Raw genomic sequence first — 14,467 nt, 5'->3', positions numbered from 1 at the left:
CGAGGTCAACTCCGATGTGACATACCGCGAATGTCGCCGAGGGCTGTCACGGTAGGGTACACCCTAATGTTATTTTTATCGACGCCAACGTCTGCTGCCGTTTTACCAATTGAATCTACTCGATATACCTCAGAAAGTACGCAGACGGTTGCAATTGTAGGAAGAATTATCCTCAATGGTAAATCTTGCAGGGGAGTGGCTTTTGAAAACCTGGTGTCTTGGACTTGCCGTGCTGATGTGGTCCACGGTCGTGTCTTTCGCGGAGCCGATGCGATTTGAGTCTGTCAGTGATGGCGGAAACCTGAATTCGTGCTGTTGGATCGTTGCAGAGGGAGAGATCACGTCAGAAACACCAGCGACGTTCGAGAAGTTTCTGCAAGAAGAGGAAAACCCAAGCCAACTTATCCGAATGGTAGGGAACGGAGAAGACATCGAATCTGGTCTGTCACTTGGCAGGCTGATCCGTCAGAACGGCTTCCACACCGAGATTGGTCTGTCTGCTGTATACTTTGAACCCTGGTACGAAGAAGTGGAAGGCGGGGAATGCATCGGTGCATGTGCCTATGCTTTTTTAGGAGGAGAGGTTCGCTCAATTCCTGAGGGCAGTCTGTTCGGCGTGACGCCTGCCATCGATATGAGCCTTATCAGCGATACCGATACGCGGGTCCTCAATACTGCCGACTTGCGTCGTCAGCAGATCGAGGGACAAATCCTGACTGGTCGCATCGTGGAATACATTCGCGATATGAACGTGGGTGCCAATCTGTACGCGTTGGCCGTCAGCGTCCAACCGGGCTCTGGCGCTCGAATGCTCACAGAAGACGAGCTGAACGAACTAGATATTCAGACTGCGGGTGACGTCGCGGGTCCGTGGACAGCCATAGCCAGTGGTGACGGGTTAACAGCGTACGCAGCCGCTAGGAATACTGGTCGGGAACTTGCGATAGTATGTATATTGGGGGATTATGCTATATCTTTGGCTTATCCTGAGGGGAATTTATCGGGTATAATAGATTTACGTGATGTAGTTGGTCCAGAATTTATATTAAAGACTGACACCACGCAGGTTAAAGTAAGAAATTGGAGCGTAAATTCTACGGATTATGGCCCTTTTATATTGGCGCTCACTACCAAAGTGGGTGCGGTTGCAATCGCCAATGCAAAAAGCGTCCATCCAGTGAGTCTTCGGAGCTTGCCGCGCGCTTACAGTACCCCTTTTCAGATGCTCTACAGCTTTCCTAAAATAACTGGCGATAGTCGCTTGCCAGTCCGAGTACTGGAGGTGTGCAGAAACGAATGACAACGGCTATTAAAGCGCTCTTTTGTATACTGCTCGCTGCAGTCTCGATCCATGCAGCACTAGCACAACCCCTGCCTGATGAAAGATCCGAAGCAATGCGCTTCTCCACAGGCGGCACGGGCGGGAATTGCTTCAGTTGTGAATGGTCCTACGGCGAAGGCATCATCACCCCAGATACACCACGCGTTTTTGAGGAATTTCTCGCATCGAGCGGTGTTGGACATGTTCTCTATCTAAACTCTACTGGCGGCAGTCTCGCCGCCGGCCTCGAATTGGGAAGAATGTTCAGGCAGGAAGGAATTGCGGTCGCGATTGGATTCCGGGAGTCCCGAGATGATGAGCTGAGCAGCGACCAGGTAAGGGCGACCAATGCTCGCTGTCTATCCGCGTGCGCTTATGCGTTTCTGGGTGGAGAACGAAGAAGCCTTTCGAGTGAAGCTTCGCTGGGGTTTCATCAATTCGCAGACGAGCCCTTAGACGCAGAAACCGTCACAATTTCCGGACTCGATCAATTGGTGCGATCCGCTCGAGAGCAATACAACACAGGGCTGATTGTGGACTATATCCTCGAAATGGGAATTAGCGCTGACCTCTATCCTCTCGCGGCCGAGGCACCGCCCGACGAATTCCGTTATATTTCCGATGTCGAAGCGATCAATTTGAACATCGACAATTCCGAGGATGCAGCCGAAAAATGGAACGCGGTTCCATTCGGAGATCGCGGACTGATTGCGGAGATGCAGACGTCACGAACTGGACGACAGTTTCGCCTCTACTGCGCGGGCCAAGGCCAGCATCATCTTACTGTTCTGCTTCCCACAGGGACTTGGTCGGACGTTGAAGACTTGGGTCGCCGCTACGAGCGCATGGGCAAATATCTCACCATTCATACTCAGGACGCATCCGTCGACGTAACCATCGACGACGTTGTTTCGATGTCTCAGACCGGACGGACTGTTGTCGTGACAAAGGTAAGCCCGGAGGGAGCCCGAAAGCTAGCCGCAGCCGAACTGTTCGATGTCCGTACTGAAGACCACTTCACCCGAGCTGATGAAGCTGCGTTCTACGACGTGTTCGAGGTTCCTCGAATCGCAGGTCAACAGGATGTGGCTCGCGCCGTTCTGCGCCTGTGCATTTGAGCGTCAGCAAACGTCGTACTCCTGGCTCCAGATTTCTACGCCTTTACCCAAGCCATCAATGCGATAGTCCGCCTGCAACCTACCGATGACAGGTCTGAAGAAGCAGTGAAAACGCGCTCCGTACGAACCAATCTGCGCGTTCAGTGTCGCTTCATCGCATATGCCTGCCTCTACGCATGAATAGGCACTGTCGTAAAAGTCAGCGATGACAAATAGCGATTGATCATAAGCGATAGGATCGCCAGTCGCTGTCGCCATCACCCGAGCGAGGTCGGCCATGCTGTCACTATCCGTCGAAACGGATTGGAGTTGGTCAGGTCCCACCATCATCAGTCCCCGCAGGATTAGCAGTCGGGCGGCAAGCACCTCTCCACTGCTGAAGCGGTTGACGACTTCGAGTGAAGCCTCGCGCCGCTCTAGGCGTTGATCGTGGAGACGTTGCGCCTCGGACTGGCGAAGATCCTGAAGGAACGCGATGAGGGCGATGAGCACCGTCAGGAACGTTGCTACGGATGCCACGCCGGTGAGTGTCTCGATCAGGCGGTCCCGATTGTCCTTCTGCAATCGGACTTTATGCTCTCTGCCACTCGAATGGCACCCGGACGCATCGTAATTGGGGGGCGTGCGCGCGGCCTCTTCTTGATCGTCCGGACTCATCGGATGCTACAGGGATCTTTCGGCAAAAGATCGATCTGACGGTTTGCTTTCAACTCGGCAAGGCATTCGAGTTGCGGCTTCGTGTAGGCAAGGGTCCTCGACGGAGCTGACGGACCGGATCCGTGGTAGAAACTGCTACCTGGCAGCATATTGATACGCCCATCGAGCGAGCCGGCCAAAGCATCGGTATTCGGGCATATATCAGGTCGGATGATAACAATCGCGTTTTCCGTCGCGCGGTAGACGTCAAGGTTTTCGACAATGCAGGACACGGCTTCTGCAGGAATGCCTTCATAGTAGGCCGGATCGGCGTTTGCAGCACTCGACATCGCGAAGGAAGCGCAAAAGCACGCGCTCGCGACGATGTTCTTGAAGCAACCGAGTGCCATGAGCATCCTCCTCATATAGAACTTCAGATTGGCCGCTGGATCAGAAATTGACAAGAGACCCCTATAGTACGGAGTTTCATACATGTAACTGGCAAGCGCCTTGCGTAGAATACGGCACTCGCCAAGTCTTCATCAGACTACAACCAATCCATTGCGTTCAAAGACCAGTCGTCGGCATCCCGATCAATTCCGAGATATAATTTCAAGGGCACACCCTTCGTATGGCTTGGACAGGATGCGACGAAGATTTTTAATGTCTGCGCTTTGCAGTCTTATGAATGGCTGCTCAAAGTCTCCTTACACATCGTTGTTATAGAGCAGTTCGGTTGCCCCGCGCTGGCAACAGACGAAATCCGCGCTGCTCCTTCATTTCGTTCATAAGCCGATTGAAAAAGCTCAAGAGGTGAACTGAGCATTCTGAAGTGCTTTCGACATCAGGCTGGCCGGTCGGGTCGAGCGGAATTCCACGTTGAAGGGCTTCGTACTTTCCATCCTGCGATCACGTCCTTGATGATTGAACGAATGAGCTGATCGTCACTCTTCGAAATGACGATTGTCGGCGATAGTTCGCGATACGCTTTGACGAACCTCCGGAAGATGAAGTCTGGATGGGTAGTTGGGGTTCTGCTTGTTATTCGGCTCCTGTAGTTTGATCCGACGCATATGCGCTAGGCAACTTTTGCCGATCTAAAGCGAAGCTCGTTGGTGGTGTTCTAAAACTGCGATACGGTCTTATCTAACATCTGCACGACCGGAAACATGTCTTAGAGAGCGCGGTCACCTGACAATCATGAGATGTTGGTGCTTTTGTTGGTTTCTCTAGTTGTGTGAAAATTATAAGCCAATGAAGTTAAGGGCGTAGGACGAGATATCGAGTCCTCTCCTGGCACCATTTCTCCGAATTCGTTTGGAGCGTCAGAAACATAAGCCAATTCATTGATTTGTGGTAGCCCGAGTGATACAAGCGGGTGATACAAATGGCGTTGAAAATGGCTCAACCTTGGCCCCATCCGAAGACCGGTGTTTTCTGGTACCGGCGAGCCGTACCGAAAGATCTGCGTGAACTGGTTGGTAAACGCGAAGAACTGGTCACTTTGGGTACGAAGGACGCCGCTGAAGCTCGCGTCGAATATGCAAAGGTATCGGCGCAGGTGGAGGTCCGATGGTCCAACCTCCGAGCCGGTTACCGTTCGCTGACAGAGCGCGAGGCGCATGAATACGCCAAGCTTTCTCACGACAATTGGCTGAATGGTCATGCTGACGATCCGCGCATGCAATTGACGTGGCGTACGCATCTCTATGCTGATCTGTGGACCAAAGATTTGCGTACAGATGGCAAGACAGTTGTCGCAGATGACATCATAAGAGACTTTATGCGTCGGTTCTGCCATATCCAGACTGACAATTGCCTCGCGCATTTTGGACTTCGGGTTGATGATCTCAGCTATTTCAAATTGTCGAGAGCCATCGCGGCGGCCTTTCAAAGGGCAAGCTTGAAGCTTGATCAGTTGGCCGAAGGCATAATCGATCCAGGCGATGTAGCCACGACCAAGGCAGCTCACGTTTCTCCAGCTGAACAGCCTCGTTTCGCGGACACCGCTATTAAGCCTTTGTCGGTCACAGGTCTGTTCGAATCATGGTGGCAGGAGGCGAAGGCGGCCGGCCGCAAACCTAGCACGCATGAAAGCTATCACCATACTGTGAAAGGGTTCGTTGCCTTTCTGGGGCATGACGATGCGACACGTGTCACCCCAGACGACGTTGTCGCTTTCAAAGATCATCGGCTGACAACACCGTCTCAGCGGACAGGTAAAATACCCAGTGCGAAAACCGTAAAAGACAGCGACCTCTCCGCTCTGAAAACCATTTTTGGCTGGGCGAAGATAAACCGGAAGCTGGCAGAGAATCCCGCCGAGGGGGTTACCATACGAGTAGGAAAGAAGCCTCAGCTCAGGCCAAAAGGCTTCACCGACGACGAGGCAAATGCGATCTTATCAGCTGCTCTGAACTATGAGCCAATCCCACGAGAGCTTCCGTCGACCGCAGCGGCAAAGCACTGGATACCGTGGCTATGTGCGTTCAGCGGCGCGAGAGTTGGCGAGATTGGTCAGCTACGCCGCCAAGACATTCGTTTCGAGAACGGTTTTTGGGTCCTACGCATCACGCCTGACGCTGGAACGGTGAAGACCAATCAAGCCAGAGACATCGTACTGCACCCGCAACTCATCGACCTTGGTTTCCATCTTTTTGTCGAGGCGGCACAGCCGGGGCCGCTATTCGTTGTACCGGGGAAGAACGGTGACGTGGCCGGACCTCTTTCGGGACTGTTGAACAGGATGCGTGAGTTTGTTCGAGACGTTGTCCCCGACCCTAACGTTCAGCCGAACCATGGTTGGCGGCACCTCTTCACAACGCGGTGCATCGATGCAGAAATCGAAGCGAGAATTTATAACGCTATCCAGGGGCATGCCGCCCGCACGGTCGCTGATCAGTATGGGGACGTGACGCTTAAGGCGAAGGCAATGGCCATCCGGAAACTTCCTAGATTTGAGGTCGATGAACATCGTAGATAGGGGCAGCGGTATTTCTATTCGTCGCCGGCTCCCACTCATATCAATAGACAATCTGTATTTCACTCCACGCCTGAGAGTGCTTTTGGCCGAAAGCGGACTGGCAGCTTTACGAATAACATCGTGAATCGGCGCCGCTCCGGCCATGCAGGTTTCCCTGCAAGCGTTCTCGATCAACTTAAACCGCGACGATCATCACCACCGGTAGCGAGACATCATCGTGCGCCTTGAACTCGATCGGTAATGTAATTCCAAGTCCATTTGCAATCGTCAGCACCGCTTCAGCGATACGCGGCCAGCCGAAGGATAGTCTCAGCGCTGCCGGCGACGACGAGTGGGCTACGGCGTCGCCATGCATCGCCTTTGACCATAGACCAACCAATCGGCATGCGGTGTCAAGTTGTCCTATCAGCGCCGAAGAAAAAGGGGTCCGAAGCTGCGAATGGCAAAAGTCCACCTACCAAGCGCTCGATGAGCTACGTAGTCGGCAGGGCGCGGGCCGAATGACCCGGCCGGCGTGAGGATCAAAGCGTTGATCCGCACGTTGCCATCAAACGCACGATGCGGCCGAGAGTACACTTGTTACGAGCGAGGAAGATACGGATGCTGAATTTCATACGCCAAGGCGCAGGCCCTCCGCTTCTCCTCGTGCACGGGCTCGGAGGATCGTGGCGATCCTGGACCACGATCCTTCCTGCGCTCTCCGAGACGCGCGAAGTCGTGACCCTGGACCTGCCGGGGCACGGCGAAACACCCGCTGCTGCCGATAGCGGCACGTTCAGGGGGCTCGTCGACAGCGTCGAGTCCTTCATCATCGAACAGGGCCTCGAAGGCATCGACATCGTCGGCAGTTCGCTCGGCGCGAGGATCGTGCTCGAGATGGCGCGCCGCGGGAAAGTCGGCGCGACGATCGCCCTCGATCCCGGCGGCTTCTGGCGCGGCTGGGAGAGGACATATTTCCGCTCCACACTCGCCGCGTCGATCCGGCTCGTGCGTGGCCTGGGGCCTGCACTGCCGACCCTCTCCCGGTCCACTGCAACTCGCAGCATGCTACTGGCGCAGCTGTCGGCACGTCCCTGGAAGCTGGACCCTGAGATCGTCGCGACCGAGCTCAAGAGCTTTGCCGCGACTAAAACCTTCGATGCGCTCGTGCGCGATCTCGCCACCGCGCCAGAACAGGAAGGACCAGCGGCAGAGACTTCCCAGCCCGTCGTCATCGGATGGGGCCGGCAGGATCGTCTGTGTCTGCCGCGTCAGGCCGCCCGGGCGATGGAGGCCTTTCCATCCGCCAAACTGCACTGGTTCGAGAAGTGCGGGCATTTTCCCATGTGGGATCAGCCGGAAGAAACGGTTCGGCTCATCCTCGACGCGACGGGAAAAACCCGCGAGTGAGCCACGTCGCTTCCGTTGAGATCGCCAAACTAGCCTTCAATGGAACAACGTCTTCTCCGATCCCGCAATCACGCTGGCTGCCGTCGACCGTCTCATCCAACACGCGACGATCTTCGAGATGAATGTCGAAAGCTACCGACGCAGATCGGCCCTCGAAGCCAAGCGCCAGAGAGGCCGGCCAGCCACCTTCGCAACAGTCAAAAGCATGTCCCAGATTGTCGCGGAGCGTCAATCAAAGACCGAGGGCGTTCTTGTCAGCGACAATATCAGTGATAATCTCTTGGACGCCGTGACTTGATCGTCTCATCCAGATCGCCGCCCGCGTCACATCCACATTGTCGCGCTGTATGCGGAGGAGTTGAGGTCGATCCGCATTATCGACATCATGGTTCATTGCAAAGGCAAGCTTCAAGCCGTGATTCGAAAACGGTAGAAGGCCTTATTGAATAGATTGCTTCTGGCCGATTGCGGACTGGCAGCTTTCTGGACGGTATGGCCAATAGCTGCCGTACCTCAAACCGACCTGAAGCTGACGGGCGTCCTTCAAGCGTTTGCGGCTGTAAGTGGCCGTTCTGTTAGCGCATCAACTTTGTCAGCTGCTGGCTTCGAAAAGGCCGATCGAAAAGCAAAGATTCCACTCTCGAATATACCACATCTTGTATTTCGAGATCATATAGGGCATATATATGCTATTCTGTGGAGGCATCATATGGCATACCTCACCTTTTTCCCCGTCGGGACGGCGACATGGCGCTGATTCAGCTCGACAACGGCCAGAACGTCTTAATCGATATCAACATCAGGGCGGCAGCCGACAATCCGGACGATAGCACTTACGACGTCGCGAAGAGTCTAAAGGACCGCCTACCCCGTGATGAGAAGGGCAGGCTATATGTCGACGCGTTTCTTGTCTCTCACCCTGTGCCGACCACGTCACCGGCTTGAACACGCACTTTCATCTCGGCTCTCCCGACGATTTTCCTGTCGGGGACAAAAACCTCATTCTCATCCGTGAAATGTGGTCGTCACCGATCGTGTTTCGTCGGGCCAGCGCGCAGCATAAGCTTTGCGAGGAAGCCAAGGCGTGGGCTTCTGAGGCTCGTCGGAGGGTTCGGCGGTTTCGTGAGGATGGACTGGCGACGGAGAATGGAGATCGCATCCTCATCCTCGGCAAAGATAAGGACGGAAAAACGGACGATCTGGGCGATATCCTGATCGAATGCAAAGAGCTCATCACGAAGGTCAACCGCGTGCAGTCCGGCGAGCTACAGGGACGGCTGCTTGCCCCGATTTTCTTCGAGGACGAGGACGATCCCCTCCTCGACGAGATTGAGAAGAACAACTCTTCCGTCATCACGCGTTTTTCAATCTCAGCCGACGGCTACAAAGGAAAGTGTCTTTTCCTGTCAGGAGGCGATGCTGGCGTTGCGATCTGGAAGCGACTTTGGGAACGCAATTCGGAAGATGGCACGACCGATTGGCTCCAGTACGACATCGTGGAAACGCCGCATCATTGTTCATGGCGGACGTTGAGCTTCGACCACTGGTCTCAGCTCGGTGAGGCAGTCAAGGTTTGCCCGGAGGCCCGAGACGCGCTTGGGCAGGGCCGAGAGGGCTCCGTCATCGTCGCGAGTTGCAAACCCATCAAAAAAGACGATGCGAACCCGCCGCATGAGCGGGCCAAACGCGAATACCTTTCCATGGTTGGCGAGGATACGGATCGCTTTTTATGCACGGAAGAGGTTCGCGATAAGGAAGACAGACCTGTGGAGTTCAAGATCAGCCATCGGGGTCCGCAGCGCACCTTGAAGCTCGCGGCCACGATCGGCGCGTCAGCGGCCGGGGTTAGCGCGGTTTCAACGACTGCACGCGGACATGGGTGAGAAATGTCTGCGGCGGACCTGCAGCGGCACGCTGACCATTTCCAGCGTGTCGTAACCGGTCACCCTCAGTGTCTTGCTGCGGGTATTGAAGACATCGATGATCTGAGCGCACGTTTGTACGTCGACGTCGATGTCGAGATGACGCTTATCGAACGGGCGCGTGGCGTCAGTTCGAATGGGGTGTTCAAAGTCGAGCGGGTTTGGGTCGTTCTGACGAACGCCTATCCTTGGCAAGAACCAACGTTCCGCTTCCGGCGAGACTTCCCTAGGAATCTTCCGCACCTGTATCCTGGATCTTCAGACGAAGAGCCTGTACCCTGTCTCGTCGACGGGGCTGCCGGAGAATACTTCAACCAGTTCGGCATGCTCGAGTTGGGGATCGTCTATCTATTTGATCAGCTAGCCGTTTGGCTCGCTCGTGCCGCCGAAGGCACCTTGATGGATGAGGCTCAAGGGTGGGAGCCAACCATTCGCTACCAGGCTAGCGGCGCCCTTATCGCGGAGACGGATTTTATCCGGCAACGTGTTAGTAAGGACGCCGGGTGGACCGCCTTGAAGGCTGGGTTCCATCGCTTTGGTCGGCAGGATGCCGTTCTCGGCCCTGACGCAGAAGTTTTCTTTGATGTCGAGAATGAGCCGACGGCGCTTTTTGCGGCGACGAAGAAGCGACCTGTTCAGTTGTGGTCGCCGTCTCCTGAACGGTCGTACGGTAAAACAGTCGTCGGCATTTTCTGGAGCGGCCGACAGCCTGACGGTCGGCCCCTCGTGGCTTCCGAGTTCCTCCCGGAAACAATCACTTCCATCGCCGATTTAATAGCTCGAGCGGACCAATTGGGCTTTCGAAGCCAGTTTCGATCGTTCGTGGACGGTCTCGAGCGAATGTTGGCGGACCAGAGCTGCGACTATCCCATCCCAATCGGCATCGTCTTTTGCGCCCGTCGGCCATTTGATTTGATGGATCGGCGGACGCCCATCGAACTCCTGCCGTATGCCATCGAAGTCCGCCCCAAAATTGGGCGCTCGACCCTGTTCGACGGCGAAAATGGCCTTCATTCAGCGCCGATACGATGCTTGGAAAAGACGTCGCCCGCTCTTCTGAGGCAAGTGGCCAATGAGCGTGAGCGGGCTGCGACCGCCTTGATCGGTTGCGGCAGTGTGGGATCGAAGATCGCGCTGCACCTCGCGAGAGCCGGAATTCCGGTCTCGGCTGTGACCGACAAGAGCAACCTTGTACCGCACAACATGGCTCGATATGGACCCGTTGCAGGACCGCTCCCTCAGCCGAAGGCTGATGTGGTAGCCGAGAACCTCCGACAACTTGGTCAGTCGCCTTTAGTCTATCGCGGCGATGTTCTTGTCGGCCTCGCGGACGAGAACATTTGGAAGGAGGTTGCACCGCGACATGCCGAGGTGGTGATTAATTCCACAGCATCCCTCCTCGTTCGTGAAGCGCTCAGCCTCACGTCGGTCGAGTCCTTGCCCCCGCGGGTTTCCGAAGTCGCGCTTTTCGGACGTGGCGAGGGGTGCTTCATTTTGCACGAAGGGCAGGGACGAAACCCAAACCTCGTCGATCTGATGGCCGTGCTCACAGGAGCCGCGACGCCGCATGAGAGTGCCTTGCTGTTCGACGAAGCGCACGGCCTTGCTCAGGTTCAGATCGGTCAAGGTTGTGGATCTTTGACGATGCCCATGTCGGATGCTCGCTTGTCATCGATGACGGCGATCGCGACAGAGGAAATTATTGATCGATGGGAAGAGCAGGAGGATGGAGGTCACATCGCGATTTGTGTTCGGGACCGCGACACGTCAAATCTTATTTGGCGGCACTTGGCTGTTCCGCCCTTAATCGAAATTCCGGTTGCGAAGACACAATGGAAAGTTGGATTGACGGTTGAAGTTGCTGACCGCATTCGAGCTGAAGCCACCGGCTACGCGGTTGTCGAGACGGGCGGCATTCTTATCGGTAGCTGCAGTGCTCGCATGAAGACGATCACTGTTGTCGATACCCTACCCGCGCCCCCGGACAGCACTCGGAGTGCGACGAATTTCGTTCTTGGAACCGAGGGGGCTAGAGCCGCTATTCGAGAAAGACATCGGCGCAGTGGCGGCGGCCTACTCGATATCGGCACATGGCACAGTCATCTCGAGGACGTTGGACCTTCAAAACTCGATCGCGAAACCGCGCGGCAGTTGGCGGACGAAAGGGCTCCCCCCGCCATCCTCCTGATAGTCACGCCGACCGATTTCCACTGCATCATGGGAACTGAAGAGAGAGAGCATGGAATTCCTTGACGCATATTCCATCCGAGCTCGTCTCTTCCCTGCAATACTGACGATCGCGCCAGCAGTCGCTCTTGCGCTGCTGGCCACGGATTGGACTGATCCTGGACTTTCGGAAGTTGTCTCTACGGCCGGGATTGCAGTTCTTTTCTTCGCGGCAGCGGACTTAGCGCGCCGCATGGGCAGACGGCGAGAGCGTCGGCTTTTCGCTGAGACAGGCGGGAAGCCCTATAACACCGACCTGTGCCATAACAATTCTACGCTGGTGAAGGGTATGCGTGACCGCTACCGCACCTTCCTCGCCGAGAAAATCAATCAAACCCCTCTATCAGAAGATGACGAAAGGAATAACCCTCAAGCTGCACGCGATTTCTATGATGAGTGTTTCTTCTGGCTGAGAGAGAGCACACGTGATACGGAGCGCTTCAAGCTCCTATTTCACGAGAATGTCAGCTATGGGTTTAGACGTAATCTTCTCGGGCTAAAATTCGTTGGCATACTCCTCAATATACTTGTGTTCGTGCTGGCTGCCGCCATCGTTTGGCTTGAGCCGGGGTTTGTCAGCTTGAGTTATGGAAAGCTCGTCTTCCTGGCTATTTTCTCACTCATCCACGCCATGTTTTTCATTTTCGGCGTAAGCAAGGCCAGCGTTCTAGATGCATCTAGGACGTACGCACGGCAGCTCATCCTCAGCACGGAGACATTGATAAACTCAGAAAATAAAGCAGACTGACGCTTCCTAGGTACTGTTGACGAAGTGCAGGAACCAGAGGCGGAGCGAGGCGAGATGGATGAAGCCGAGGTAGCTGTCGGCGGTCTTGTCGTAGCGGGTCGCGAGGCGGCGTGAGCAGCGTAGCTTGTTGAAGCATCGCTCAATACGGTTTCTCAGCGCATAGACGAAGTCGTCGATCTGAACAGGATTTTTGCGGTTTCTGCGGGCCGGTATTATTGGCACCGCACCAGCAGCCTCGAGCGATTCACGGATATGGTCGCTGTCGTAGCCCTTGTCGGCGAGGAGAACGCACGGAGCCGGCGCAGCGGCGTTCATTACGACGTCATAGCCCTTGTAGTCGGAGACTTCTCCGCCGGTGATCTCCGCGGCTATGGGCAGGCCCCCGGCGTTGGTGCGAAGGTGTATTTTGGTCGTGAAGCCACCTTTTGAGCGACCAAAACCCTGCTTTTGAGTTTCCCTTTAGCGCCGGCAGCCTGATGGTGCGCGTGAACGATGGTGGAATCGACCATCTGCAGGCTGTCGGGCACCGCCCCGCTCTCGGCTAGCGCCTCAAGCATCAGCTCCCAGACGCCGGTGAGTGTCCAGCGGCGGAACTGGCGGTAGACACGCGTCCATGGACCGAAATAGTCGTGAAGGTCACGCCATGGCGCACCGGTGCGTGCGATCCAGAAGATACCGTCCAGCACCCGACGATGATCTGAAGGCGGCCGGCCTCTTTTGCCACCCGTCACCACCACGAAGAGCTCAAAGAACGCCCATTCCTCGTCCGTCATCAACCCGCGAACCAAGACCACCTCCCCCAAGAAGCAGTCTTGAATCACGCTTCGATCGCGTTGGGAATCAGCCTCGTAGGACTCCAAAAATGCGACGTCCTTCAAATGCACCACCCAAGGCTGGAATGAGACGCCGTTTTGGATCATGATCGATCCATGCATGTATGTGGAGGCTGACATGGCTTACGAATACTCGGCGTACCCGACCCTGGGCCATTCGCGTCGCCCTATCGCTGCTGCCGGGTCAACCCATTGACCCGCCTCATCGTGCGTCACCGCACGACCTACCGCTACCGGCAGCCGACGGCGTTCGGCCCCCATCGGCTGATACTGCGTCCGAAGGAGAGCCGAACGCTGCGTCTTCACAAGCATAAACTGGAGGTCTCTCCCGCCGCGGCCGTCAGCTGGGCGCATGACGTGACGGGCAACAGCGTGGCGACGGCAACCTTTCGTGAACCCGCCGACGCGCTCATCATCGACAGCGTCGCCACACTGACGCTCGATGTCGAGAAGTGGCCAGTTTTCGACATTGCCGCCTCGGCGTCGAGCTATCCTTTTCTGTTGAGCGAAGACGAGATGGCCGATCTGGGCGGACTGCGCTTGCAAGCCTATCTCGACTCCACCGGAGAGCTGCGCGAATGGGCGTGGGGCTTCGTCGCCCGGGAGGGCACGGATACGCTATCGCTGCTGAAAGACATTAGCGAGGGCGTCGCCGCGCAGATTGTCTACGAAGAGCGCGAAGACGAATCCGCGCAGTCACCCGTCCAAACGTTGGCACGCGGCAAAGGCTCTTGTCGCGATTTCGCGGTGCTGTTCGTCGATGCGGTGCGCGCGCTGGGCTTCGGCGCTCGGATCGTCTCCGGCTATCTGTACGACCCGGATCGCAACCTGACCGGCTCTAGCGGCTCGGGCTCAACGCATGCCTGGGCGGAGGTCTACCTGCCTGGCGCCGGCTGGATCATGTTCGACCCCACGAATCGTAGCGTGGGTGGTTTTAACCTGATACCGGTCGCCGTCGCGCGTCACATACGCCAAGTCATGCCGGTTTCGGGCAGCTTCATCGGTGATGTCGCGGCGTTCGAGGCGCTTGATGTTTGCGTCACTGTCACGCCGGAATAATTCGCTCAACGCCGTTCTCATCCGGGACTTTGTCACCACCGCCTAGTTCGTGCTCTGCGAAACATGGCCGGTATCGCGATACTGAACGAATGACCGCTTTCAGGCGGTCGGAACAACAGCGGGAATGACTGTTTCGGGCGCAGAGCTGACGACGACAATATAACATCATGGTGTACCCTACCGTGACAGCCCTCGGCGACATTCGCGGTATGTCACATCGGAGTTGACCTCG

Annotated in this window: 13 protein-coding genes and 1 pseudogene; 10 read left to right on the top strand and 4 right to left on the bottom strand. The window is 56.0% G+C overall.

Going from position 1 to position 14,467, the window contains the following annotated elements:
- The first annotated feature begins 175 nt into the window (after positions 1–175).
- Positions 176–1,300, top strand: a complete 1,125-nt coding sequence (locus D8780_RS15655; RefSeq protein WP_121646809.1) for a COG3904 family protein — start codon at positions 176–178, stop codon at positions 1,298–1,300.
- Positions 1,297–2,439: a COG3904 family protein gene (locus tag D8780_RS15650; RefSeq protein WP_147440350.1), complete on the top strand. Its 1,143-nt coding sequence runs from the start codon at positions 1,297–1,299 to the stop codon at positions 2,437–2,439. The genes D8780_RS15655 and D8780_RS15650 overlap by 4 nt, the downstream gene beginning before the upstream one ends.
- A 3-nt stretch (positions 2,440–2,442) precedes the next feature.
- On the opposite strand, the gene D8780_RS15645 is transcribed toward D8780_RS15650, so the two are convergent.
- Positions 2,443–3,003 (bottom strand): hypothetical protein, encoded by a 561-nt coding sequence (locus D8780_RS15645; protein WP_147440349.1) that lies wholly within the window; start codon positions 3,001–3,003, stop codon positions 2,443–2,445.
- 89 nt (positions 3,004–3,092) lie between these two features.
- The gene (locus tag D8780_RS15640; protein ID WP_210209468.1) at positions 3,093–3,491 is read right to left on the bottom strand and encodes a hypothetical protein; all 399 of its coding nucleotides are present in this window, start codon (positions 3,489–3,491) and stop codon (positions 3,093–3,095) included.
- Between the two features lie 971 nt (positions 3,492–4,462).
- Between D8780_RS15640 and D8780_RS15635 the strand changes: the two genes are divergently transcribed.
- Positions 4,463–6,058: a DUF6538 domain-containing protein gene (locus D8780_RS15635; protein ID WP_121646805.1), complete on the top strand. Its 1,596-nt coding sequence runs from the start codon at positions 4,463–4,465 to the stop codon at positions 6,056–6,058.
- Between the two features lie 175 nt (positions 6,059–6,233).
- Here the strand turns inward: D8780_RS15635 and D8780_RS15630 are convergent, their stop codons facing one another.
- Positions 6,234–6,413, bottom strand: coding sequence for a hypothetical protein (locus tag D8780_RS15630; RefSeq protein WP_121646804.1), 180 nt, complete (start codon positions 6,411–6,413; stop codon positions 6,234–6,236).
- 245 nt (positions 6,414–6,658) lie between these two features.
- Between D8780_RS15630 and D8780_RS15625 the strand changes: the two genes are divergently transcribed.
- The 6 genes and pseudogenes from D8780_RS15625 to D8780_RS15600 all read left to right on the top strand — a co-directional run bounded on the left by D8780_RS15625 (position 6,659) and on the right by D8780_RS15600 (position 12,343).
- Positions 6,659–7,447 carry an alpha/beta fold hydrolase gene (locus tag D8780_RS15625; protein ID WP_245412439.1) on the top strand — a complete coding sequence of 263 codons (789 nt, stop codon included), beginning with the start codon at positions 6,659–6,661 and terminating at the stop codon, positions 7,445–7,447.
- Positions 7,448–7,484: 37 nt separating this feature from the next.
- Positions 7,485–7,745 (top strand): annotated as a pseudogene (locus D8780_RS15620) (ATP-binding protein); the annotation flags it as partial.
- Between the two features lie 449 nt (positions 7,746–8,194).
- Positions 8,195–8,392, top strand: coding sequence for a hypothetical protein (locus D8780_RS15615; protein WP_121646802.1), 198 nt, complete (start codon positions 8,195–8,197; stop codon positions 8,390–8,392).
- Positions 8,389–9,330 (top strand): anti-phage 6A-MBL system MBL-fold protein, encoded by a 942-nt coding sequence (locus D8780_RS15610; RefSeq protein ID WP_245412438.1) that lies wholly within the window; start codon positions 8,389–8,391, stop codon positions 9,328–9,330. The genes D8780_RS15615 and D8780_RS15610 overlap by 4 nt, the downstream gene beginning before the upstream one ends.
- Positions 9,331–9,333: 3 nt before the next feature.
- Positions 9,334–11,622 carry an anti-phage 6A-MBL system cap2_3 protein gene (locus D8780_RS15605; protein ID WP_121646801.1) on the top strand — a complete coding sequence of 763 codons (2,289 nt, stop codon included), beginning with the start codon at positions 9,334–9,336 and terminating at the stop codon, positions 11,620–11,622.
- Positions 11,609–12,343 (top strand): hypothetical protein, encoded by a 735-nt coding sequence (locus D8780_RS15600; RefSeq protein ID WP_121646800.1) that lies wholly within the window; start codon positions 11,609–11,611, stop codon positions 12,341–12,343. Before D8780_RS15605 ends, D8780_RS15600 begins: the two co-directional genes overlap by 14 nt.
- Before the next feature lie 6 nt (positions 12,344–12,349).
- On the opposite strand, the gene D8780_RS15595 is transcribed toward D8780_RS15600, so the two are convergent.
- Positions 12,350–13,116, bottom strand: a protein-coding gene (locus tag D8780_RS15595) for an IS5 family transposase (protein WP_425373663.1) whose coding sequence is annotated in 2 segments (ribosomal slippage) — positions 12,350–12,798 and positions 12,798–13,116 — 768 coding nt in all. Because the reading frame shifts where the segments join, the coding sequence is not laid out codon by codon here.
- Between the two features lie 252 nt (positions 13,117–13,368).
- Between D8780_RS15595 and D8780_RS15590 the strand changes: the two genes are divergently transcribed.
- The gene (locus tag D8780_RS15590) at positions 13,369–14,235 is read left to right on the top strand and encodes a transglutaminase family protein (protein WP_121646799.1); all 867 of its coding nucleotides are present in this window, start codon (positions 13,369–13,371) and stop codon (positions 14,233–14,235) included.
- Positions 14,236–14,467 lie beyond the last annotated feature (232 nt).

It is taken from the genome of Notoacmeibacter ruber (assembly GCF_003668555.1).
Lineage (GTDB): Bacteria > Pseudomonadota > Alphaproteobacteria > Rhizobiales > Rhizobiaceae > Notoacmeibacter > Notoacmeibacter ruber.
The sequence above is the reverse complement of the archived record's forward strand: the minus strand, read 5'-3'. Positions and strand labels throughout refer to the sequence as shown.

Bases quoted from the DNA above. Each gene is read 5' to 3' on its own strand.
- D8780_RS15605 (WP_121646801.1), top strand. From the start codon at position 9,334: ATGTCTGCGGCGGACCTGCAGCGGCACGCTGACCATTTCCAGCGTGTC.
- D8780_RS15625 (WP_245412439.1), top strand. From the start codon at position 6,659: ATGCTGAATTTCATACGCCAAGGCGCAGGCCCTCCGCTTCTCCTCGTG.
- D8780_RS15640 (WP_210209468.1), bottom strand. From the start codon at position 3,491: ATGCTCATGGCACTCGGTTGCTTCAAGAACATCGTCGCGAGCGCGTGC.
- D8780_RS15630 (WP_121646804.1), bottom strand. From the start codon at position 6,413: ATGCATGGCGACGCCGTAGCCCACTCGTCGTCGCCGGCAGCGCTGAGA.
- D8780_RS15615 (WP_121646802.1), top strand. From the start codon at position 8,195: ATGGCGCTGATTCAGCTCGACAACGGCCAGAACGTCTTAATCGATATC.
- D8780_RS15600 (WP_121646800.1), top strand. From the start codon at position 11,609: ATGGAATTCCTTGACGCATATTCCATCCGAGCTCGTCTCTTCCCTGCA.
- D8780_RS15655 (WP_121646809.1), top strand. From the start codon at position 176: ATGGTAAATCTTGCAGGGGAGTGGCTTTTGAAAACCTGGTGTCTTGGA.
- D8780_RS15650 (WP_147440350.1), top strand. From the start codon at position 1,297: ATGACAACGGCTATTAAAGCGCTCTTTTGTATACTGCTCGCTGCAGTC.
- D8780_RS15635 (WP_121646805.1), top strand. From the start codon at position 4,463: ATGGCGTTGAAAATGGCTCAACCTTGGCCCCATCCGAAGACCGGTGTT.